Raw genomic sequence first — 23125 nt, 5'->3', positions numbered from 1 at the left:
GAAGTACCTTCTGCTTCTCACTGAACCACAGATCGTTGCCGTTCTAGCGCTCTCCAAAGACACGGTCGGTGTGTCCCGCGCATCGTCGGCTGAGACTGGCTCACCGTGACCGTGTGGAGCGAAGGCTGTGGAGCGAAGGCCTCGGCACCAATATCCGTCTACAGAACGGTGACTGCCGGTACCCCACCTATAGCGAGCCGACCCTACGGGAGGCGCCAGTCCACCGGCTCCGCGCCCTGCCGCAGCAGCAGATCGTTGGCCCGGCTGAACGGACGCGAGCCGAAGAAGCCCCGGTCCGCCGACATCGGCGACGGGTGCGCGGACTCGATCGCCGGGAGGTCGCCCAGCAAGGGCCGCAGATTGCGGGCGTCACGACCCCAGAGAATCGACACCAGCGGCTTGCCACGCGCGGCCAGTGCTCGGATCGCCTGCTCGGTGACCTCCTCCCAGCCCTTGCCGCGATGCGCGGCCGGCTTGCGCGGGGCCGTGGTCAGCGCCCTGTTGAGCAGCAGCACCCCCTGCTGCGTCCACGGAGTCAGATCGCCGTTCGACGGCCTGGGCAGCCCGAGGTCGGAGTGCAGCTCCCGGAAGATGTTCTCCAGGCTGCCCGGCAGCGACCGCACCTCGGGCGAAACAGCGAAACTCAAGCCGATCGCCATCCCCGGCGTGGGGTAGGGATCCTGACCCACGATCAAGACGCGCACGTCATCGAAGGGCTGCTGGAACGCCCGTAGGACATTCGCCCCGGACGGAAGGTATGTCCGGCCGGCCGCTATCTCGGCCCGCAGGAAGTCCCCCATCACAGCGATTCGTTCAGCCACGGGGTCCAGAGCCTTGGCCCAGCCCGCTTCCACCAGTTCATGCAACGGTCGTCGTGCCACAGTGCGTCACCCTAGTGGCACACACCGACGCCTCGCACACACGGCGGCCACCGCGCACGGACACCGCGTACACCGCTACTCTTCCCCCTCAGCAAGGTCGTCGAGCCGGTCCAGCGACTCTCGTAGCCGGTCACCGGGAAGGAGGGGAGCCCGTTGCAACCAGCGCTCAACCCACTCCGTCACGGTCATGACGCCTCGCCGACCTCTCCTCACGGATACACGGGCTTCTTCGGCTCCCGGCCCTTCAGTCGCGCCAACGACCACCTGGTCCGCCGGGGCGGCGCTCCCGTGGACCGGCGTCTGCCGTGACCGGCAGCCCCGCGCCCTCCCGGCCCCCGGAGGACCAGGCACCGGTCGTGCTCGCGGTGGACTCCGGCGGCTCCGGGCTGCGGGCGGTGCTGGCCCGGGGCACCGAGGTGCTCGGGGAGCCGGCGGTGCGCGGGGAGGCGGTGCGGATCGGCGCGGGTGGTGTCGACGCCGGTCATCTGCTGGAGCTGCTGCTGCCGATGGCGGAGCGGTTGCTCGCCGACGCCGGGTGCGCGCGGCCGGCGGCGGTGGCCGTCGGAGCCACCGGATTCGCGTCGCTCGGCGAGCGGCTGCGCGCCGAGCTGCCGTCCGCGCTGAGGCGCGAGTGGGGGGTGCGCCGGGTCGCGCTGGTGGCCGACGCGGTCACCGCCTACACCGGCGCCCTCGGGGCACGGCCGGGCGCGGTGATCGCCGCCGGTACGGGACTGATCGCGATCGGTACGGATCTGACCGCGTGGCGTCGGGCGGACGGCTGGGGCCACCTCCTCGGGGACTGCGGCGGCGGCGCGTGGATCGGGCGGGCCGGGCTGGAGGCGGCGATGCGGGCGCACGACGGACGGGACGGCGGTTCGGCCCGGCTGCTGGCGCGCGCGGAGGAGGTGTTCGGCCCGGCGGCCGGTATTCCCGGCCGGATCTACCCGAGGGCCGACCGTCCGGCGGTCCTCGCGTCGTTCGCGCCCGAGGTGGCCGCCTGCGCCGGGGACGACCCGGTCGCCGCCGCCGTCCTGAGCGAGGCGGCCCGGCACATGGCCGACGCCGCAGCGGCCGTCTGCCCGGCCTCCGGCGGGCCCCGAGTGGCCCTGACCGGAGGTCTGTTCAAGCTGGGCGCCCCGCTCCTGGTCCCGCTGGAGGCGGAGTTGGCCGCGCGGCTGCCGCACGCGCCGCTGGTGCCGGCGGAGGGGGATCCGCTCCTCGGTGCCGTGCGTATCGCGTCGGCGTTGGCGGTCGGCGGGCCCGGGTTGCCGTACGACGAGCGGATGTTGTACGTGGTGGCCGAGGAATAGTATCTGAAACAGGGAGCAATCCAGCCTGTCGGACCAGCATGGTCGGGGTCACCCAAGTGCACCGTTCAGCAGACAAATGCGGTATCGATCGGTCCTGATCGGCACGTAACTCATCAGACAAATCAGGACGGATTCCGCTCACCTGCACCCTCCCCGAACAGGGGAGCCCAAGAAGCCAGTAACATGCGGCGCCATGAGCTCCCCCACTGGGCCCGCGTCCGGCCTGCCTGTACGAATGCCGCGACCCCGCCAGCCCGGGCGGCACCGCCGTCCCGAGCCGCTGGCGGCTCCCGAGGGCGCGCCCGCGCTCGTCCTCGCGGTGCCGGGCACGCCCAGCGCCGCCACGCGCAGCCTCGCCGAGGAGGTCGTGAGCATCGCCCGCTCCGAGCTGCCCGGCCTCGACGCCCGCATCGGTTACGTCGACGGTGGCGCCGACGAGTTCCCCACGCTGCAGTCGGTGCTCACGCACGCCGCCGAGGAGCGCACCGCCCGCTACGAGCAGGCCCGCGCCGCCGGCCTGGACGTCAAGGAGCCGGACGGCCCCGTCGCCGTCGTCGTGCCCCTGCTGGCCGGCCCGGACAGCGCCACGCTCCGCCAGGTCCGCCAGGCGGTCATGGAGAGCCGTATCGCGGCCGAGCTGACCGACGTCCTCGGCCCGCACCCGCTGCTCGCCGAGGCGCTGCACGTGCGCCTGTCCGAGGCGGGACTGGCACGTGCCGACCGGGCCCGGCTGTTCACCGTCGCCACCGCCGCGGACGGGATCGTGCTCGCCACCGTGGGCGGCGAGGAGGCCGTGCAGGCCGCCGGGATCACGGGCATGCTGCTGGCCGCGCGGCTCGCCGTGCCGGTGATGGCCGCCGCGCTCGACCAGGAGGGCTCCATCACCTCCGTGGCCGAGCAGCTGCGTTCCTCGGGCTCGCAGCAGCTGGCGCTCGCCCCGTACCTGATAGGGCCGGAGATCGACGCCGGTCTGATCGAGGCGGCCGCGAAGGAGGCGGGGTGCGCCGCCGCCGAGGCGCTCGGCCCCTACCCGGCGATCGGCAAGCTGGCGCTCGGCAAGTACACGACCGCGCTCGGCATCGCGCCGCAGCAGCCGCAGGGCATGCCGGTCCGCTGAGTCCGGCACGCCCGGACCGCGACCCGTACGGCCGAGGGCCCGCTCCTCTCGCAGGAGCGGGCCCTCGGCCGTACGCGTATCGCGTGCGACGTCCCCGGCGTGCGGCCTCGGTGGGCCGCGTGATCTCGCCGGGCTAGAGGGTGCCCAGGACGACGCAGGAGGCCGCGGGCACCTCGATCGAGCCGGCCCGCACCGGCAGGCCGGTGTGCGGGTCGACCGCGAACCAGGTGACGTCGCCGGAGCGCTCGTTGGCGACGTAGAGCGTGCCTGCCGCATAGGTGAGGGCACGGGGCCAGTGGCCGCCGCAGTCCACGGTCGTGACCAGGCGCAGTCCGTCGCCCTCGACGGCGAGCACGGACAGCACGTCCGTGCCGCGGGTGGCTGTCCACACGAAGCGGCCGTCGGGGGACACGGCGAGGCCCGAGGGGTACGCGTCGCCCTCCGGAGCCTGCGAGAGCACCGGGGTCTCCCCCAGCGGCTCCAGCGGGCCGTCAGGGGCGTTCCAGCGGCACACGGTGAGCGTGGGCGACAGTTCGTTCAGCACATAGACGTACGATCCGTCCGGTCCGCCCGGGTGGAGGGCGAGGTGGCGCGGCCCCGAGTCCGGCCGCAGCGCCGTCTCGTGGTGCGCGACGGGGACGCCGTCCCGCAGCGCGCACACCCGTACCGAGTCCGTGCCGAGGTCGACGGCGAGGAACCGGCGGCCGGACGGCTCGGGCACCACCTGGTGGGCGCGCGGCTTCCGTCGGCCGCGGGGGCCCGTGCCGGCCCCGGTGGGCCGGAGGGTCCCGGAGGCGGGGGACGCGAGGGTGGCGTCGGGGCGCAGCGGGACGGCGGTGACACTGCCGGAGCCGTAGTCGGCGGTCAGGACGTGACCGGCGAACAGGGAGAGGTGGGTGGGGCCGTCCCCGACCGCCACCGGGGGCCCGGTCAACTCGGGCTTGTCGCCCGTCACTCGATAGGCGGCCACCGCTCCCTCGCGGCGCTCGCTGACCGCGTAGAGCGTGCGCCCGTCCGGTGCGAGGGCCAGATAGCTCGGGTCCGGGACGTCGTCCGCGCCGCCCACGACGGTGAGCGCGCCGCTGTCGTCGACCTCGGCCACGAGGACGCCGGGGCCGCCCGCCGATGTGAACGACCCGATGTAAGCCCGCCGTCGCGACCCGTCCGCCGGGCCCGCGTCCATCGAGCCCCCGTCCGTGCCCACTTCCGTCGTCACTGCCGTCCCCTCCCGCTCGTCCGGTGTGCGGGGCGACCCTAGCAGTAGGTCTAGACCAAAGCTCTCGGGGTGGCGCGAGCACAGCCACGTGCGCCCTGGAGTCGTCCAGGGCTCCGCTGCGCGCGACGCCCACGACGCGCAGGGGGTGCGCTGCCCGTGACGGCCTCGGGGCTGCGCCCCTTCGGCGCCGCTCGCTTCGAGTTCGTCCGTGTGCCGGTCGGGCTTCTCGCGCAGTTCCCCGCGCCCCTTTGCAGGGGCGGCGGGGGTTGTCAGTGAAGGGCGATCGGTCAGGAGGCGGCCGGGCGTGAGGTCGCGGGCGCTCCGAGCGGCATCGCCAGGTCCGACAGTGCCCTCTCCAGGTTGTGCAGGTGCACCAGGGCCGTCCCGGCCTCCGCGGGGGAGGCCGCCGCCTTCGCCCCGTCGGCGGACGGGTGTCCACCGGGGGCGGTGAGGGCCTCCACGGCGGCCTTCACCCGCCAGCAGGCGGCGATCAGGTCGGCCTCGCGCGAACCGGCCGGGTCGGCGGTGGCGGAGACCAGGGCGCGCACCTCGCCCACACAGTCGTCGAGGAGCCGGAGGGCCGCGCGGGCACGAGCCTTGCGGGCGCGGAAGGGGTTCAGGGGATGGACCAACGGAGCGAGCGCCATCCGCGCCCGACCGAACAGCAGCTCCAGTTCGGCGGCGTGGGGAGCCGGGTCGGCCCCGGGGACGCCCTCCAGCCGTGCGGCGGTGGCGACCGCGGCGGCGTGCACACAGTGCAGGGCCCGCTGGATCCAGGCGTCGTTGGTCGCGTGCGTGGTGACCGGCAGGACGAGGACCACGGCCAACATGGCGCAGACCGCGCCCACCCCCGTCTCGACGAGACGCAGCGCGAGCAGACCGGCGTCCAGCACACCGAGCAGGCCGTAGAGGAGGCTGACCATGACGGTGACGGCCAGCATCATCCAGGAGTACGAGACCGCCGCCGTGTAGAAGATCCCGAAGACGCAGAGCGCGACGAGCACGGCCGACGGCACGGGCGCCCCGTCGAGCGGGACGGCGACGAGCAGACCGACGGCGACGCCGATCACGGTGCCGAGGACGCGGCGGAAGCCTCGGACCAGGGTCTCGCCGCGGGAGGCGGTGTTGACGAAGATCCACCAGGCGGTACCGACGGCCCAGTACCAGCGGTCCTCGGAGAGGGCCTGTCCGACGAGCAGGGCGATGCCGCAGGCGACCGCGGCCTGGCACGCCTGCCGGGTGGTCGGGCGCGCCAGCCCCGTCCCGGGCGGCCCGGCGGGGAGCGCTACGGGCGGGAGGGCACGCTCGACCGGCCACAGCACGAAGCGCACCGCGCCCGCGACGAGCAGCGCGAGAGTCATGGCGGCGTACAGTCCGGGCAGGTCCGCGGGGACGGTGTGCAGGAACTGCGCCACGAAGTAGCTCATGAACGCGAAGATCCCGAGCGCCTGGCCGCGCGGCCCCCAGCGGCGGGCGTAGACGCCGCAGAGGACGGTGGCCACGAACGCCGCGTCCCGGGCGGCCGTGACGTCGTGCAGGACGGCGGCCAGGGCGAGGACGGGATAACCGGCCGCCGGCAGGAGCGCGGTGGTGATCCGCTGGGCGGGGACGCTCGCGTCGGTGACGGTGAACAGGGCGAGCAGGGCCGCGAGGCCCCCGGTGATCGACGCGGGGAGCGGGAGACCGCACAGTTCGGACGCGGCGACGGCGGCGCCGACACCGATGACGGCGCGCAGCGCGTTCCGCAGACGAAGGAGCCCCGGATCGGGAGCCGTGAACATCCTCTTCATGACCGTGTGCCGCCCCCTTGCCGTGGTGCTCGCCCCACCCCCGGCAGGGCCGGGGTCTCCGGCGGACGGCGGGCACGGCGAAGGCGCCGCGCTCCGGATCCGGCTTCGTCGCCGCTCCGGCACCGCACGGCGCCCTGAGTTACGTGGATACGGCAGAGGTAGCACCCCTGGCCCCCATGGCTCAACTGAGCCTCTCGGGGCTGAGCCATTGGTACAGCCCGGGAGGATTGCGGTCTGCAGTCGGTGGGCCATCGGATCACTCGCGTCGAGCCGTGGACCTGCGGGTGCGGTGGCTGGGGCGAGGTGCGGTTCACTGGGCCATCGGTACAGTTCTCGTGGTCACCGCATGACGCATGGCACAGGGAGGCCGGTGGACCATGGCCGTGGACGAACTCGACACCCGCATCCTGCGGCTGCTGCTGGAGCAGCCGCGCACCAGCGTGCGGGAGTACGCCCGTGTCCTCGGCATCGCCCGGGGGACGCTCCAGGCCCGCCTCGACCGGCTGGAACGGGACGGCGTGATCACCGGCACGGGCCCCTCGCTCTCCCCCGCCGCGCTCGGCCACCCGGTGCTGGCCTTCGTGCACATCGAGGTCACCCAGGGGCACCTGGACGACGTGGGTGACGCGCTGGCGGCCGTACCGGAGATCATCGAGGCGTTCTCGATCACGGGCGGCGGTGATCTCCTGACCCGGGTGGTGGCGCGGGACAACGCGCATCTGGAGGACGTCATCCAGGCGCTGATCAGTCTGCCGGGTGTGGTGCGCACCCGTACGGAGGTGGCGTTGCGGGAGCGAGTGCCGTACCGGCTGTCGCCGTTGGTGGAGTCGATCGGCTCGGCGGCGGGCCGGTCGGCCCGGAACTGATCGATGACGTCCTGCCGTTCATGAGCACTACCCGTGGCCTACCGGGAAGCGCTGGACCGGCTCGCCGAGCACCGCAGCAAGGCCGTGGTGATCGTCCGCGACGGCCGCCGGATCCTGGTCCCTCACGCCCCGCCCCGACGTGATCCCGCCGGGGTGGCACGCCCCGGACGGGCCCGCCCTCGACCCGTCACCGGTCGTCCGGCTCCCGACCGGCGGGGCGCCACCGACGGCCGTCTGATCCTCATCCCCTTGCCGACCAGCGCAGCCGGACGCCCGCGCTGCCGCCGAGCCGCGCGTGGAGGTGGTCACCGGCAGCAACGCGGTGGTGCGCCCTCGGGCCGAACGGGGCCACCGTCGGCTGCCGGCCACCAAGCCGGGCCGGGTGGAGGCGGCCCGGATCGCCTGACCGCGCCCATGGTGCGGCCGACCCGCGCCCCGGCGACGCCGCCCTGGCCTGCGGGTCCGTACTGGTCCTTGACATGCGCGTTCACCCGCTCCCACACTTCTAAATGAACGTTTAGTAGATACGCGGGAAGGTCAGGTACAGCCATGTCCCAAGCCCAGGACTCACCCTGCGTCGACACCGTCGACGAGGTGATCGCCGAGCAGCAGGAAATCTTTCTGAAGCGCCAGCCGCGCAGCGCGGAGCTGGTCGAGGAAGCCAGCCGGTACCTCGCCGGAGGCGCGACGTCGAGCTGGCAGATCGCCAAGCCGCAGGCGGTCTGGATGAGCCACGGCGCCGGGTCGAAGGTGTACGACGTCGACGGCAACGAGTACGTCGACATGCACGGCGGCTACGGCGCGTCGATCGCCGGCCACGCGCACCCGGCCATCGTCGCGGCGGTCTCCGACCGGGTCCGCCGAGGCACCCACTTCGCCCAGCCGACCGAGGACGCCATCTGGGTCGGCCGGGAACTGTCGCGCCGCTTCGGCCTCCCGCTGTGGCGCTTCGGCAACTCCGGCACCGAGTCCACCATGGACGCGATCCACCTGATGCGCGCCGTGACCGGCCGGGACCTGTACCTGAAGCTTGAGGGCGGGTACCACGGCCACCACGACTCGGTGCAGGTCTCGGTGATGCCCGCCGCCGAACAGATCGGCAGCCGTGAGCGCCCGAACCGCGTGACCGCCAACGGCGGCATCCCGCGGGCGATCACCGATCTGGCCGTGATCGTCCCCTTCAACGACCTGGCCGCGATCGAGCGGGCACTCGTCGAGCACCGCGGCCGGATCGCCGGCATGATCCTTGAGCCGGTCATGATGAACGCGGGCATCATCCCTCCCGACCCGGGCTACCTGGACGGCCTGCGCACCCTGCTCCACCAGCACGGCGCACTGCTGACCTTCGACGAGGTCAAGACCGGATTCACCACCGGACCCGGTGGGGCGACGGCCCGCTACGGCGTCGTACCGGACATCGTGTGCCTGGCCAAGGCGCTGGGCGGCGGCATCTCGGTCGCCGCGATCGGAGGGACCGCCGAGGTCATGGGCGCGATCGTGGACGGCCGTTACGAGCAGGTCGGCACCTTCAACGGCAACCCCCTGGCCATGGCCGCCGCCCGCGCCACCCTCGCCGAGGTGCTGACCGACGAGACGTACGCCCGCCTCGACCGCCTCTCCGCCTCTCTGCAACAGCAGATGGAGCAGACCATCGCGGACGCGGGTGTGCGGTGGAACGTCGTCAGTGTCGGCGCGAAGGGGTGCGTCATCTTCAAGCCGGAGCGGGTCCGTGACTTCCGTGACTTCCTCGGCGTCGACGACCGCTACAGCCACGCGCACTGGCTGGTGCAGCACAACGGAGGGGCGTTCCTGCCGCCGTGGGGCAAGGTCGAGCAGTGGCTGCTGTCGGCGCAGCACGACCAGGCGGACATCGATCTGTTCGCGCGGAACTTCCGCACCTTCGTGGCGGCCGTGTCGCGCTGAGCGCTGCGCTGCGCGGTTCGGTGCGCCCCTTCAGGGCGCTGTCGCATCCCAGCCGACCCCGCCCGACCCGCTGTGTCCTTCGGTCACCCACTTCCCGACGAGGAACGGACGGGAGAACCATGAGCAGTGCGCAGTCCACCGCAGGGCCCGCCACGCCGCCCCGCACCCAGCCACCGACCGACGCACCCCGCGACGCGCTGCGTACCAGCGGCCTGCGCGCCATCCTCGCGCCGCGGTCGGTCGCGCTGGTCGGCGCGTCACGACGCAACCTCGAACTCGTCGCCAACGTCCGACGGGGCACGGCCGAGGCCGTGGGGATCCATCCGAGCACCTCCGAAGTGGCCGGACTGCCGTGTGTCCCGTCCCTGTCGGCGTTGCCGGCACCACCCGAACTCGCGGTGCTCGCCGTGGGCCCGGCGACCATCGCGGCGAGCATGCGGGACGCTCTCGCACTCGGCGTGCGGTCGTTCGTGGTCCCCGGTCTCGGTGTCGAATCCGGAGCCGACGGCCCGGCCGCCGTACGGGAGTTGCACCGGATCGCCGAGGACTCCGCAGCCGCGGTCCTCGGCCCCAACTGCATGGGCGCCGCCAGCCCGGATGCGCCCTCGGCGTGGCTCGGGACCATCCCCGCGTCCTTCCTGCCGGGGTCGGTCGCGATCGTGAGCCAGTCGGGCTCCATAGCCGACGCGTTCCTCGCGCTCGGCCCGCGCTACGGCTTCAGCGGCGTCGTCTCCTGCGGCGCGGAACTCAACCGTGACGCCGCGGACTGGGTCGCCCACTTCGCGGCCGATCCGGCGACCAGGGTGATCGGGCTGTTCCTGGAGACGGTGCGGCGGCCCCACGCCTTCCGCCGAGCCCTGCGCGTCGCGGCCGAGGCGGGCAAGCCCGTGGTGTGCCTGAAGATCGGGCGCAGCGAACAGGCTCGCCGCGCCGCGCTCGCGCACACCGACGCGATCGTCGGTTCGCACGCGGCCTTCTCCGCCGTGCTGCGCTCCCACGGTGTCCTCAAGGTGGACGACCTGCCGGAGATGATCGAACTCCTCGGCGTGTTCTCCACCGCACGCCGGCCCACCGGAGGAAGGGTCGGCGCGGTCACCGAGTCCGGAGCCGAAGCGGCTCTGCTGGGTGACCACGCCGATCGCAACGGGCTGACCTTCCCCGCTCTCCCGGAGTCGATCCGGCGGCGACTGCGCGCCGACCACCCGCTGCTGCCGACGGACAACCCGCTCGACCCGTGGGCGGTCGCCGAACCGGTGGCCGCGTTCTCGGCCGCGATCGAAGCGCTGGCCGACGCCGGTGCGTACGACCTCCTGATCGGGCAGGTCGACCTGTCGCGCCACCGGGGCGAGACCGAGCAGACGTGGTGCGGCGCGGTCGTGCGCGCCCTGGCCGACGCGGGCCGTCGTACGCACACCTTCACCGCGGTGACGACGGTGCATCACACCGACCCTCCCGAAGCCCTCGCACGCTATGCCGCCGAGCATGACGTCTGCCTGCTCAAGGGCATCGGATCAGGCCTGACGGCCATCGCCCGAGCCGCCGCCTGGTCCGCGGGAGCGGGCCTGCCGAACGCGGCGGTACCGCCCCCGCGCACGGCCGGCATCGCCGGCGCACTGGCCGGGCTGCCCGCGGGTCCGCTCTCCGAGTTCGACTCCTCGGCGCTGCTGGAACGCACCGGCGTCGCCTTCGCCCGGCGCCTGCTCGCCGAGTCGCCCGACGACGCCGTCGAGGCGGCGAGGACGCTCGGGTTCCCGGTGGTCGTCAAGACGGACGGCCCGGCCCACAAGGCACGCGCGGGTGGCGTCATGCTCGACCTCAACGGCCCCGAGGCGGTGTCCGACGCCGCGACGCGACTGGCCGGCCGCGTGCTCGTGGCCGAACAGGTCGCCCCGGGCCTCGAGGTGTTCTGCGGCATGGTGCGCGATCCGGTCTGGGGGCCGGTCTACGCCCTGGGCCGTGGCGGCACCGAGGTCGAGAGCACCACACCGGTCACCTTCGTCGGCCCTCTCACCCCCGAGCTGGTGCGGCTCATGATCAGCCGGGCCGGGCTCGAGACATGGCAGTCGCCGTTGGCCGGAGCGCTGCTGGCCATGGACGCCCTGGCGCGCGACGCGCCACGCATCGGCGAGATCGACATCAACCCCGTCGTCTGCGCTCCGGACGGCGCGGCCCGAGCGGTCGACGCACTGATCGTGCTCACGGCCGACGCTTCCCCCGACGAGGACTCACCATGACCGACATCAAGTGCCACTACATCAACGGCCGTTGGTGCCCGCCGACGACCACGGACCGGACACCCGTCATCGACCCGGCCACCCACCTCGTCGTGGGATCGGCGCCCGCCGGCGGTGCCGCCGACGTCGACGCGGCCGTCGCCGCCGCCCGTTCGGCCTTCCCCGGCTGGGCGACCACACCACGGGCCGAACGGGCCCGGCTGCTCGGCGCGCTGGGCGAGTTCCTCCGCTCACATGCCGGGGAGCTGGCCCGGCTCGTCGAGACGGAGATGGGCGCACCGCAGGCGTTCGCGCTGAGCGAGCATGTGGGCACGCCCATCGCCATCATCGACGACTACGTGGCCGGGCTCGCCGACGAACCCGCCGAGGAACGCATCGGGAACTCGCTCATCATCCGGGAGCCGATCGGCGTGGTCGCCGCGATCCTGCCCTGGAACTACCCGCTCTACCAGCTCGTCGCCAAGATCGTCCCGGCCCTGGCCGCGGGATGCACGGTCGTGGCCAAGCCGGCCGAGCTGACGCCCCTGGCGACCTTCCGCTTCACCGAACTCCTCGACGAAGCGGGCTTCCCCGCGGGCGTGTTCAACCTGGTCTTCGGCACCGGTCCCGTCGTGGGGGACGCGATGAGCCGTCATCCCGACGTCGACATGGTCTCCTTCACCGGATCGACCCGCGCGGGCGCCCTGGTCGGCCAGGCCGCCGCCGCGACCGTCAAACGGGTCGCGCTCGAACTCGGAGGCAAGTCGGCCGGCCTGGTCACACCCGACGCGGACCTGGAGCAGGCGGTCACCGCGACCGTGCGGTACTGCATGACCAACTCCGGGCAGTGCTGCAACGCCTGGACCCGCCTCATCGTCCCGCGGTCCGCGAGGGACGACGTCGCCCGGATCGCCGCCCGCGTCGCCGCCGAGATCGAGCCCGAGTTGGGCCCGCTGGTGTCGCGGGACCAGTACGACCGCGTGCAGTCCCACATCGCGGCCGGGCTCGCAGCCGGAGCGACACTGATCACCGGCGGACTCGGGCATCCCGACGACCGGCCCAACGGCAACTACGCCAAGGTGACCGTCTTCGGTGACGTGACTCCGGAGATGACCATCGCCCGGGAAGAGATCTTCGGTCCGGTGCTGGTGGTCCTCTCCTACGACACCCTCGACGAGGCGATCACGCTCGCCAACGACAGCCCCTACGGGCTGCACGGCGGCGTCTGGGCCGCGACCACGGAACGCGGCCTGGCGATCGCTCGGCGGCTTCGCACGGGACAAGTGGACGTCAACGGCGCCGAGTTCAACATCGCGGCGCCCTTCGGCGGCTACAAGCAGTCCGGGAACGGCCGTGAACTCGGTCGCTACGGCCTGGAGGAGTTCCTCGAGACCAAGGCCATCCAACTCCCCTGAAACCGCCCCGGCATTTCCCTCGGAGAGGCAACACATGAGCAGCACAGACGCCGACCGGCGTTCGGTATGCACTCCCGCCCTGTCGTCTGTCGACATCGGCAGCCTTCCCCCCTTGGGCCAGGTCCCGACGCACATGCACGCGCAGGTCGTACGACCCGACCGCTACGGTGACCCGGCCCGGGCGTTCCGGCCCGAACTCGTGCCCACCCCGGCCATCGGACCGGACGAGGTACTCGTCGCCGTCATGGCCGCCGGCGTCAACTACAACAACGTCTGGGCCGCCCGCGGTTACCCCGTCGACCAGATCGGCACCCGCCAGAAGCGCGGCGAGAGCGAGGACTTCCACATCGGAGGTTCCGACGCCTCCGGCATCGTCTACGCGGTCGGCGACCAGGTCACCGGCATCACCGTCGGCGACCACGTGGTCATCCACCCGGGATGGTGGGACGCGGACGACCCCTGGATCACCGAGGGCGGCGACCAGATGATCGCGCCCAGCGCCCGGATCTGGGGCTACGACACGAACTACGGGTCGTTCGGCCAGTTCGCCCGCGTCCAGGCCCACCAGGTGCTCCCGAAGGCCGACCATCTGACCTGGGAACAGGCCGCCGCACCCACACTCGTCGGCACCACCGCCTACCGCATGCTGCACGGCTGGGCCGGCAACACCGTCCAGGAGGGCGACGTCGTGCTCGTGTGGGGCGGCTCGGGCGGTCTGGGAACCCAGGCGTCCCAGCTCGCCCGGCTCGCCGGGGCCACGCCGGTGGCCGTCGTCTCGGACGAGGAACGCGGCAAGTACAGCGAACGCCACGGCGCCGCCGGCTGGATCGACCGCACGGAATTCACCCACTGGGGCATCCCGCCCCTCGTCGACGACACGGCCGGGCAGAAGGAGTGGACCGCCGAGGCACGGCGTTTCGGCAAGCGGCTCTGGGACATCGTCGGTGAGCGGAAGGATCCCGCGATCGTCTTCGAACACCCGGGCGCGGCCACCATCCCCACCAGCGTCCTCGTCTGCCGGCCGGGCGGCATGGTCGTCATCTGCGCGGGAACCACCGGATACGACGCCGTCGTCGACCTGCGCTACCACTGGACCAGGCAGAAGCGCCTGCAGGGCTCACACGGCACCAACGACGCCCAGGCCATCGCCTACAACGACCTCGTCCGCGATGGGAAGATCGATCCCTGCCTCGGACGTACCATCGCCTTCACCGAACTCCCTGAGGCGCATGCGGCGATGGGGCGTGGCGAGGATGTCTTCGGCAACGTCGTCGCCCTCCTCGGTGCCCCCGGGCCCGGTACGGGCGCGTCCTGACGGGCGCGGGAGCGCCGCGCGTGACTCACCGTCCGAGTGCGGCCTTCGCATAGGACAGAGCCAGCTCGCACGCGAACCCGGGTGTCATGCTCGGGTCGCCGAGGGCGACTTGGATGGTGAGCCCGTCGACGAAGGCGCCGAACCCCACGGAAAAGCGCTGGACGTCTCCCGGTTCGAGCGGAAGCTCACGGACGATGTCGGCGATCATGGCCCGCCACCGTTCGTCCTGTGCCGCACGGGTTGCCGCGACCTCTTCATGGCGCGTCGCCTGCGACCAGGTGTCGAGCCACAGAGCCCAGAGCCGACGGTTGTCGTGCTCGGCGGAGAAGACCCACTCGACCAGGCGCCGCAGGCGTTCCTCGGGGGTGGTGCCGTCGGCGACCACCTGCTCTGCGGAGGCGTAGAACTGTTCCTCAGCGTGCTGGAGAGCCTCCACCAGGAGGTGGTCGAGCGTGCGGAAGTGGTAGATGATCGTGGCGCCGCTGACACCCGCCCGGTCGGCGATCTGCGCGATGCGGGTGTCGGCGAAGCCCCGTTCGCAGATGACGTCGGCGGCGGCGCGCAGGATCTGGTCCCGTCGGTCCTCGGTCCCGGACGCGGCACGCCTGACTTTCTTGGCGTCGCCCTGTTCCGCCGCGAATCTGCCTCGTGGCACGCTCGCCTCCCCGTTGGACGGGCCCGTCGGGCCCCCTCACCTGCCAGCCTACCGCCCGCAAACGTTCGCATGAACGTTTATTAGGGGGTGCGGCGGGGCAGAATGCGCTCCCCTCGCCACGGACTGGGTAACCGCGTCCCCCAGCGCCGGACGGTCCTCGTCAGAGTCGGGTGAGGGCCAGGTCGAGCATGTCGACGAAGTAGTCGGCCGCGGTGGTGTCGATGCACAGCGGTGGCTTGATCTTGAGGATGTTGAGGTGGTCCCCGGTGGGCTGGACGATCACGCCGAGGTCGAGCATGCGGTCGCAGAGTTCGGCGGTCTCCTCCGTGGCCGGTTCCAGGCCGACGCGGTCCCGGACGAGTTCGAGGCCGAGGTAGAGGCCCGAGCCGTGGACGGCACCGATGATGCCGTGGCGGTCGGCCAGTGCCTCTAGACGGCTCTTCAGATGGCCGCCGACGCGCGCCGCGTTTCCTTGGAGGTCTTCGTCGCGCAGGGTGTCCAGAACGGTGAGGCCCACGATGCTGGAGACGGGACTGCCGCCCGTGGAGGAGAAGAAGTAACCCTGGTCGCGATAGCGGTCCGCGACCGCCCTGGAGGTGATGACGGCGCCGAGGGGGTGTCCGTTACCCATGGCCTTGGCGACACAGACGATGTCGGGGACGACCCGCTGCTGCTCGAAGCCCCAGAACCAGTGTCCCAGGCGGCCGTATCCGACCTGGACCTCGTCGGCGACGGCCAGCCCGCCGTGACGCCGTACCGCCGCGTACACCTGGGCGAGATAGCCGTCGGGCAGGGCGACTCCTCCGGCGTTGCCGTAGAAGGTCTCGCCGATGAACGCTCCCGCCGGGCGGCCGGCGGCGGCCAGTTCGTCGATCACCGCGACGGCCTCGGGTGCGTAGCGCACGGCGTCCGGTCCGCGGTGGCGGCCGCGGTAGGAGTTGGGCGAGTCCACGGTGTGCACCCAACTCGGGCGGGTGGCCAGGGCGTTCGGGTTGTCCTGGAGCGAGGTGGAGACCGCGTCGGAGGCGTACGTCCAGCCGTGGTACGCCTCGCGCAGCGCGACGACGTCGGGCCTTCCGGAGGCCCCGATGGCCAGGCGAAGGCCCAGATCCACCGCCTCCGAACCGGAGTTGACGAGGAACACCGTGTCCAGAGGATCGGGGAGAAGCGAGGCGAGGCGCTCGCTGAACTCCACCACGGAGGCGTAGTGGAAGCGCGAGTTGGTGTTGAGCCGCCGCAACTGCCGGGAGACCGCCCGCTCGACGCGGGGGTGGGCGTGGCCGAGCGGGGTGACGTTGTTGACGATGTCGAGGTAGGACCGGCCGTCGGCGGACAGCAGATGGTGGCGCCAACCCCGTTCGATACGCGGGGGGTTGGCGTAGTAGTGCCCCTGGACGGTGGCGAACGCGGCGGCACGCCGGTCCAGCAGGTCCCTCTCGCTCGTACGGTCGGATTCGGCGGGGAGACCGAGGAGCGGGGCGGGGTCGGCGGTGAGCGCGAGCCAGCCAGCGGCGTACTCGGGACGGACCAGGCGCGGTGCGGCGGGGCCGTCGGCGTCGCGCAGCGCGACGTGGACGGCGGCACCGGAGCGGAGGTGGGCGATGTCCTCGCCCGCCCGCACCGTCGCACCGGTGGCGACCACGGGCTGGACCGCGCGGGGGAAGGACAGCGACAGCACCTGCGCGCCGGAGGTGAGTTCCACGTGGCCCGGCGCCGCGGCGAGGACCTTCCCTGCGACGGGCGCCTGGACCACGGCGTCCCGGCCGAGCCAGAGGTCGATCCCGGTGGGCACCGTGGCGGGGGACACCGCCGACAGCGCCGGTGTTCCGGTGAGTCGCGTGTGGGCGTACCGGGTGGCGACGGCGTCCGCTCCGTCCGCGAGCGCGGAGGTCACCAGCCGGGCCTCGGTGCCGGCGTCCGTCCAGGCTCCGTGGTCCATGGAATCCGCGTCGGTGGACAGGTCGAGGAGGGTGATGCCGTCGGCGGCGACGTCCCGCAGGAGTGGGTGCGCCGGGACGTGGGCCTGCGCGGGCCGGGCAGGCACGTCGGCCATGCCTGTCGCGTCCCGGACGAGGTGGATCATCACCGGCAGGGGAAGCCGGGTGGCCTGCTCGAATATGCGCCATTCGTGGTCGAGCGCGTCCTTGGCGTAGGAGTTGTCCTCGTCGACGGTGGCCTGGTGCCGCCCGCTGACCACCAGGACGGCGGCGCGCAGGACCACGAGCGGCCACACCGCTTCGGCTTCCTCGGCGGAGAGCGGCCGGACGGCGTGGAAGGCGCGGACGGCCGGCAGCACATGGTGAGGCTCGATGCCGTCGTGGTGGAGCATCGAGGACAGTGATATGGCGAGTTCGCCGACCGCCCAGCTCGTGGTCACGTCACCGAAGTCGATGACCCCGTCCGGCACGGTCGGACGGCTGTCGGGACGGCGGACCAGATTGTCGTCGGTGAGGTCCAGGTGCACGGCCTGCGACGGCAGCGCGGCGGCGAGCTTCTGGACGTGTGCCCAGGCCTCGGCGGTCGCGGTCTGCACGGCGGCGCGCCGGTCGGGTTCGCCGATGTGCCGGGCGAGCTTGGCGACGACGCGATCGGCGTGCTGCGGATCCCACTGGAGCACCCGGTCGAGGCCCGGGTGCCGGAAGTCGCGCAGGGCGGTGCTGACCTTTCCGACGATCGTGCCCATGCCCGCCACGGTGCCGGGTGAGAGGTGCCGTGGTCCCGAGAGCGTGCCGCCGGGCAGGTGGCGCAGCAGGCGTGCGACGGCCGGGCCGTTCTCGGTGTCCACCGTGGTGCGCAGCGGGGAGCCGTCCGGGCGGCGCAGGACCGTGGCGACGCGCAGTTCCGGGCGGGCCGAGGCGATCAGGTCGGCTGCCGCGTCCTGGGCGTCGATCTCCACCGTGGAGAAGGCGGGGTTGGCGATCTTCAGGATCGCCGCGGGCGTCCCGTCGTCGGCGTGCAGCAGGAAGTTGGCGTCCTGCTGGCTGCCCAGCGTCTGCGCGCGAGCGGTGATGCCGAGGTGTTCGGCGGCGATGAGTTCGGCCTCGGCCGGCGTCGTGCGGGGCGCGGGAAGGGCGTCCTCGGCGAAGAAGTCGATCGTGCGGTACTCGTCGGGCAGCATGCGGGGTTCCTCGGCTGGTGCGGGCGAACTGCGGGCGAACAGGGCTCGGACTCTCGGATGCCTCAGTCGACGTGCCACAGGAAGCGGTGCGTGTGAATCGCGAAGTAGGGGAAGTTCTCCACGGATGCGACACCCTCGACGGGCCGCACGACGTCGTTGATGAAGTCCAGGAGATCCCGGGGCTCAGGGCACACCACCTCGGCGAACAGGTCGAAGCCGCCAGATGTCAGGACCGTGTACACGACTTCGTCGTGCTGGGACAGTTCGTCGGCGACCGCCCGGGGATCGCCGTCGATGCACAGGCCCAGGAGTGCCATCGCCTGCCGGCCCATGGTCATCGGGTCGGTCACCCCGACGACCTGGACCGCCTTGCTGTCGATCAGCCGCTGCAGCCGGAGCCTCGCGGCCGAGGGTGACAGTCCCACCTTGGGCCCCAGATCGGCGTAGGGGATCCGGCCGTCGACCTGCAACTCCCGCAGGATGGCCCGGTCGATGTCGTCCATGGAGCACCTCCCGCTCCTGCGTGAACGGCAGGAATCGCGCTTGCTTCAAGCACAATGGCCGATTGATGCGCTCGATTCAAGTGTGGGGACAATGGAATCGAGCGAATCGTGGAGGCGGGTCCCGTGAGCGCTACAGGGTGGATCCGCGGTGCCGCGTACGACCTGCGCGTACGACCTGGACGTTGGCTCAGGAGGACGCGAGCAGGCTGTCGTCCAGGAACTCCCTTACGTGGCGGATGACTTGCGCCCGGTCCGTGCCCCGCAGCCCGATCACCACCTGGAGGGAGAACCCGTCGAGCAGCGCCCGCAGCCGGGCGGCGAACCGGTCCGGGTCGACCCGCCGGAACTCGCTCCTCGACACCCCCTCCGCCAGCAGTGCCACCAGGTCGCGGTGCCAGGCGCCCTCGATCGCGACCTGGCGGTCGCGGGCCGCGTCGTCGGCGTTCTGCGAGCGGTTCCAGACCTCCAGCCACAGCGTCCAGTGCGGGTCCCGGTGGCCGTCGGGCACGTACAGGTCGACGTACGCGTCAAGCCGCTCACGTGCGGAGGTGGTGCGGGTCAGCAGCCGGCCGCGCTCCGCGCCGAGCCGGCCCTCGCTCCATTCCAGGGTCTGGAGCAACAGTTCGTCCTTGGAGCGGAAGTAGTAGAGGAGATGGCCGCTGCTCATCCCGACCTCCTGACCGAGCGCCGCCATGGTGAGCTTGTCCAGACCGCGCTCGGCGATCATCGCCATGGCGGCGGCGAGGACGTCCTCGCGAGGCGGGGCGGGGGTGCGGCGGCGGGTGCCCGGGGTGGTCATACCGGGCTCACCCGTACGGCGTGAGGCAGGAAGTGGATCTCGTACGGGACATAGCAGTCGCTGAACAGGGTCGCGACCAACGCGCCGCAGCTGCCGCACACCTGGTTGGGTCCCTCCTGGCCGGGTGCCCCGCAGCAGCCGGCCTCCGACGACCCGGGGTTGCGGGACAGCCGCCCGGCGGTGTCCTGAGGGTGTGTCACCAGGGTGTCGCGCGGCCCGGCGGACATCAGGCACCCGTCGCCGTCGGGGTCCGACATGCACAGCCCCGGGATCGCCGCCCCCGCCCACTGAGGATCCGGATGCGGTACGAAAGGCGCCCCGGACGGCTCCGGATCCACCGCGTACGTGCCGCGCGGCACCGTCGGCGGGGCGTGCCGGGAGCCGTCCGGGCCCGGCAGCCCGTCGTACTCGGGGCGCTCCGGCAGCTCGGGCAGCCGGCGCAGCGGTTCGGTCAGGGGATGGCCGCAGGCCGTGCAGACCAGCTTTACGTTCACCCCTACGTTCTACCTGACCGTCGCCCTCGGCTGCTGCTGCGTGATGCAGTGGATGCCGCCGCCGCCCGCGAAGACCGGCCGCGCGTCCACCAATGTCACCGTCCGCTGCGGGAACAGCCGGCGGAAGATACCGGCCGCGGTCTCGTCCCGGGGGTCGTCGAAGCCGCACAGGACGACGCCGCCGTTGCAGAGATAGTGGTTGATGTAGGAGTAGTCGGCCCAGCGGCCGTCGGCCTCCAGGACGGTCGGAGCGGGCACCTCGACGACCTCCAGGCGGCGGCCCCGCGCGTCGGTCTGCGCCCTCAGCAGGCCGACGACCTCCTGCGTCACCTCGTGGTCGGGGTGGGCCGGATCCGACTGGACATGGGCCACGACCACACCGGGACGCGCGAACGCGGCGACGATGTCCACATGGCCCAGGGTGCCGAAGCCGTGCGGGGGGTAGTCGCCGGTGAGGCCGCGCGGCAGCCAGATCGCCTTGCGGGTGCCGAGGTGGGCGTGGATCTCGGCCTCCACCTGCTCGCGGGTCCAGTGCGGGTTGCGTTCCGGCCCGAGCTGGACCGTCTCCGTCAGCAGGACCGTGCCCTCGCCGTCCACGTGGAGGGCACCGCCTTCGTTGACGAGCTCCGAGGTGTACGTCTTCGCCGAGCCCGCGAGGTCGGAGACGTACCCGGCGATCTTCGCGTCGTGCTCCCAGCGCGCCCAGTCCTGGGCGCCCCAGCCGTTGAACGTCCAGTCGACGGCGGCCAGTTCACCGGCATCGTTGGTGAGGAACGTGGGCCCGATGTCGCGCATCCAGGCGTCGTCGAGGTCCCGCTCGACCGTGTCGACGCCAGGCCCGAGCAGGGCTCGCGCCTCGGCCGACTGTCCGGGGCCGCACACCACCGTCACCGGCTCGAAGCGGCGCACCGCGCGGGCGACCGAGGCCCAGGCGATGCGCGCGGCGGCGAGGTCCTCGGGATCGTCGAACGTCGGGTTCGGGACCGGCCAGGCCATCCAGGTGCGCTCGTGCGGTGCCCACTCGGCGGGCATGCGGAAGCCGTCGGCGGCAGCAGACATGGTGATCCTCACAGGCTGTGACATTCATACGGTGACATTCAGAGGAAATACAGGCGGTTGAGGGAGATGGACTCGGCCGGTTCGGAGCGCAGCGGCTCTCCGTCGAGCGTGACCAGCCCCGAGCGCTGGTCCACGTCGACCGCTCCGGTACGGGAGTTGAGGCGCAGGTCGGCCGGCCCGATGCCGCGCGTGCCCCGTACGGCGACCCTGCGGCGCCGGGTCGGCATCGAGTCGCCTCCCTGGTCGAGGGCCGCCTGGGCGACGAAGGCGACCGAGATGTCGGCGGGCGTGGCGCCGTGGGCCCCGAACTGCGGGCCGAGGACGAGGGGTTCGCAGGCGTCGGTGGCCGCGCCCGGGTCGCCGACCACGCCGTACGCCGGGAAGCCGGCCTTGAGCACGAGCTGCGGCTTGGCGCCGAAGTACTGCGGCCGCCAGAGCACGATGTCGGCGAGCTTGCCGGTCTCGATCGACCCGATCTCGTGGGCGAGGCCGTGCGCGACGGCCGGGTTGATGGTCAGCTTGGCCAGGTAGCGCAGGACGCGCGCGTTGTCGTGGTCGTCGGGCGCCCCGAACTCGGCCTTCATCTTCCCGGCCATCGCGAACGTCCGGCGGACGGTCTCACCGGCCCGCCCCATCCCCTGCGCGTCCGACGAGGTGATGCCGATCACGCCCAGGTCGTGCAGCACGTCCTCGGCGCCCATGGTCCCGGCACGGATGCGGTCGCGGGCCATGGCGGCGTCGCCGGGCAGGTCGGTCTTGAGACCGTGGGCGGAGACGATCATGTCGTAGTGCTCGGCGACGGCGTCCCTGCCGAAGGGGAGGGTGGGGTTGGTGGAGGAGCCGATGACGTTCGGGACGCCGGCCATCTTCAGCACGTTCGGGACGTGTCCGCCGCCGCAGCCCTCGATGTGGAAGGCGTGGACGGTCCGGCCCTCCAGCACGCGCAGGGTGTCCTCGACCGACAGGCATTCGTTCAACCCGTCGCTGTGCAGGGCCACTTGCACGTCGTGTTCCTCGGCGACACGCAAGGCGGTGTCCAGGGCTCGCGAGTGGGCGCCCATGTCCTCGTGCACCTTGAAGCCGGACGCGCCGCCCTCGGCGAGCGCCTCCACCAGGGGTGCCGACGAGGACGACGAACCGCGCCCGAGGAAGCCGATGTTGACCGGCCAGGCGTCGAATGCGTTGAACGCGTGCCGCAGCGCCCACGGCGAGTTGACCCCGACGCCCCACACGGGGCCGAACTCCTGCCCGATGATCGTGGTGACACCGGAGGCGAGCGAGGCTTCCATGATCCGTGGCGACAGCAGGTGGACGTGGGTGTCGACGGCTCCGGCGGTCGCGATGAGCCCCTCGCCGGACACGATCGAGGTCCCGGTGCCCACGACGACGTCGACCCCGTCGAGGGTGTCGGGGTTCCCGGCCCGCCCGACCGAGCAGATGCGGCCTTCCCTGATGCCGATGGAGACCTTGCGGATGCCCAGCACCGCGTCGATCACGACGACGTTGCTGATGACCACGTCACAGGTGTCCCGGACGGCCGCCGCCTTGAGGTGCAGTCCGTCCCGGGCGGTCTTGCCGAACCCGGCGAGGAACTCGTCACCGTAGCGCTGCGAGTCGGACTCGACGCGGATCGTCAGGCCGGAGTCGCCCAGCCGGATCCGGTCGCCCGCGCGCGGGCCGTGGGTGGCGGCGTACTCGTACGGGCTGAGGCGGCGGGCCTCGGCGGGGTGGCCTCCTGGGCGGCTCATCGCTCGACCTCCTGTCCAGGTGTCCGCGGTACGCCGAGATAGCCGCAGGCGGCGGCGCGGCGCAGTGCCTCCTCGCGGGCGCCCGGCGCGTCCAGTGCCCCGTCGACGAGACCGGCGAAGCCGATGGCGATCCGGTCGCCGCCGATGGGCACCAGTCCGACCTGGAGGCTCTCCCCCGGCCCGAACCGCACGGACGACCCGGCGGGTACGGCGAGCCGCATCCCGTAGGCCCTCTCCCGTGCGAAGTCGAGCCGGGGGTTGGCCTCGAAGAAGTGGAAGTGGGAGGTGACGGAGACCGGCACGGCGGCGGTGTTGGTGACCGTCAGCCCGACGGTCGCCTCGGGCTCGGTGTGCTCGGGACCCGGCAGCAGCGCGCCCGGAGCCGGCCCGCCGGGACTCCCGCCGATCGGGTCCCTCACGACAGCGAGCCGCGAACCGTCGTCGAAGACCGCCTCGACCTGCACCTCGGTCACGACGTCCGCGACACCCGGCAGTACGTCGTCCGGGCCGAGCACGGATCTGGCGCGCTCGACGGCCTCCGCGAGCCGGGCACCGTCGCGGGCGGCCTCGCACACGGTGTCCGCTATCAGCGCGGTCGCCTCCGGCACGTTGAGCCGCAGACCGCGGGCACGGCGGGCGCGGGCCAGCTCGGCGGCTCCGAAGAGCAGCAGCCGGTCACGCTCCGTGGGAGTCAGCCTCATGC

General features: G+C 72.4%; 18 protein-coding genes and 1 pseudogene. 8 read left to right on the top strand and 11 right to left on the bottom strand.

Annotated elements, in window-relative coordinates:
* Positions 1–203: 203 nt before the first annotated feature.
* Positions 204–881: a uracil-DNA glycosylase gene (locus ACZ9QC_RS39075; protein WP_472917433.1), complete on the bottom strand. Its 678-nt coding sequence runs from the start codon at positions 879–881 to the stop codon at positions 204–206.
* Between the two features lie 219 nt (positions 882–1100).
* Here ACZ9QC_RS39075 and ACZ9QC_RS39070 point away from each other — a divergent pair.
* The 3 genes and pseudogenes from ACZ9QC_RS39070 to ACZ9QC_RS39060 all read left to right on the top strand — a co-directional run.
* Positions 1101–1190, top strand: a pseudogene (locus ACZ9QC_RS39070) (uracil-DNA glycosylase); the annotation flags it as partial.
* Positions 1187–2191 carry an N-acetylglucosamine kinase gene (locus ACZ9QC_RS39065; protein WP_472917432.1) on the top strand — a complete coding sequence of 335 codons (1005 nt, stop codon included), beginning with the start codon at positions 1187–1189 and terminating at the stop codon, positions 2189–2191. The pseudogene ACZ9QC_RS39070 and the gene ACZ9QC_RS39065, both read left to right, overlap by 4 nt.
* 193 nt (positions 2192–2384) lie before the next feature.
* A complete protein-coding gene (locus ACZ9QC_RS39060; protein WP_472917431.1) occupies positions 2385–3308 on the top strand; it encodes a sirohydrochlorin chelatase in 924 nt (307 codons plus the stop codon).
* A 133-nt stretch (positions 3309–3441) separates the two neighbouring features.
* Here ACZ9QC_RS39060 and ACZ9QC_RS39055 read toward each other — a convergent pair whose 3' ends face one another.
* Together ACZ9QC_RS39055 and ACZ9QC_RS39050 are read right to left on the bottom strand one after the other, a co-directional pair.
* Positions 3442–4491: a lactonase family protein gene (locus ACZ9QC_RS39055; protein WP_472921934.1), complete on the bottom strand. Its 1050-nt coding sequence runs from the start codon at positions 4489–4491 to the stop codon at positions 3442–3444.
* A gap of 320 nt (positions 4492–4811) precedes the next feature.
* Positions 4812–6305 (bottom strand): FUSC family protein, encoded by a 1494-nt coding sequence (locus ACZ9QC_RS39050; protein ID WP_472921933.1) that lies wholly within the window; start codon positions 6303–6305, stop codon positions 4812–4814.
* A 386-nt stretch (positions 6306–6691) separates the two neighbouring features.
* On the opposite strand from ACZ9QC_RS39050, the gene ACZ9QC_RS39045 reads away from it, so the two are divergent.
* The 5 genes from ACZ9QC_RS39045 to ccrA all read left to right on the top strand — a co-directional run bounded on the left by ACZ9QC_RS39045 (position 6692) and on the right by ccrA (position 14046).
* The gene (locus ACZ9QC_RS39045; protein ID WP_472921932.1) at positions 6692–7180 is read left to right on the top strand and encodes an Lrp/AsnC family transcriptional regulator; all 489 of its coding nucleotides are present in this window, start codon (positions 6692–6694) and stop codon (positions 7178–7180) included.
* A 549-nt stretch (positions 7181–7729) separates the two neighbouring features.
* The gene (locus ACZ9QC_RS39040) at positions 7730–9103 is read left to right on the top strand and encodes an aspartate aminotransferase family protein (protein WP_472917430.1); all 1374 of its coding nucleotides are present in this window, start codon (positions 7730–7732) and stop codon (positions 9101–9103) included.
* 119 nt (positions 9104–9222) lie between these two features.
* Entirely contained in the window at positions 9223–11337 is a 2115-nt protein-coding gene (locus ACZ9QC_RS39035) for an acetate--CoA ligase family protein (protein WP_472917429.1), read from the top strand.
* A gap of 5 nt (positions 11338–11342) precedes the next feature.
* Positions 11343–12731, top strand: coding sequence for an aldehyde dehydrogenase family protein (locus ACZ9QC_RS39030; RefSeq protein WP_472921931.1), 1389 nt, complete (start codon positions 11343–11345; stop codon positions 12729–12731).
* 34 nt (positions 12732–12765) lie between these two features.
* Positions 12766–14046: a crotonyl-CoA carboxylase/reductase gene (gene ccrA / locus ACZ9QC_RS39025; RefSeq protein WP_472917428.1), complete on the top strand. Its 1281-nt coding sequence runs from the start codon at positions 12766–12768 to the stop codon at positions 14044–14046.
* Positions 14047–14071: 25 nt separating this feature from the next.
* Here ccrA and ACZ9QC_RS39020 read toward each other — a convergent pair whose 3' ends face one another.
* From ACZ9QC_RS39020 to ureA, 8 genes are all read right to left on the bottom strand, one after another.
* Positions 14072–14701, bottom strand: a complete 630-nt coding sequence (locus ACZ9QC_RS39020) for a TetR/AcrR family transcriptional regulator (protein ID WP_472917427.1) — start codon at positions 14699–14701, stop codon at positions 14072–14074.
* A 160-nt stretch (positions 14702–14861) separates the two neighbouring features.
* Entirely contained in the window at positions 14862–17819 is a 2958-nt protein-coding gene (locus ACZ9QC_RS39015) for an aminotransferase (RefSeq protein WP_472917426.1), read from the bottom strand.
* A gap of 62 nt (positions 17820–17881) precedes the next feature.
* A complete protein-coding gene (locus tag ACZ9QC_RS39010) occupies positions 17882–18322 on the bottom strand; it encodes an Lrp/AsnC family transcriptional regulator (RefSeq protein ID WP_472917425.1) in 441 nt (146 codons plus the stop codon).
* A 187-nt stretch (positions 18323–18509) separates the two neighbouring features.
* Positions 18510–19121: a TetR/AcrR family transcriptional regulator gene (locus ACZ9QC_RS39005; RefSeq protein ID WP_472917424.1), complete on the bottom strand. Its 612-nt coding sequence runs from the start codon at positions 19119–19121 to the stop codon at positions 18510–18512.
* Complete coding sequence (locus tag ACZ9QC_RS39000) at positions 19118–19615, bottom strand: hypothetical protein (RefSeq protein ID WP_472917423.1); 498 nt, start codon at positions 19613–19615, stop codon at positions 19118–19120. Before ACZ9QC_RS39000 ends, ACZ9QC_RS39005 begins: the two co-directional genes overlap by 4 nt.
* A gap of 9 nt (positions 19616–19624) precedes the next feature.
* Entirely contained in the window at positions 19625–20674 is a 1050-nt protein-coding gene (locus ACZ9QC_RS38995; protein WP_472917422.1) for an agmatine deiminase family protein, read from the bottom strand.
* Positions 20675–20712: 38 nt separating this feature from the next.
* Positions 20713–22422, bottom strand: a complete 1710-nt coding sequence (locus tag ACZ9QC_RS38990; protein ID WP_472917421.1) for an urease subunit alpha — start codon at positions 22420–22422, stop codon at positions 20713–20715.
* Positions 22419–23123: an urease subunit gamma gene (gene ureA, locus ACZ9QC_RS38985; RefSeq protein WP_472917420.1), complete on the bottom strand. Its 705-nt coding sequence runs from the start codon at positions 23121–23123 to the stop codon at positions 22419–22421. The genes ACZ9QC_RS38990 and ureA overlap by 4 nt, the downstream gene beginning before the upstream one ends.
* Between the last annotated feature and the right edge of the window lie 2 nt (positions 23124–23125).

The sequence above is a fragment of the Streptomyces sp. HUAS MS02 genome (genome assembly GCF_055702265.1).
This window is presented reverse-complemented; position numbering and strand designations above follow the sequence as displayed.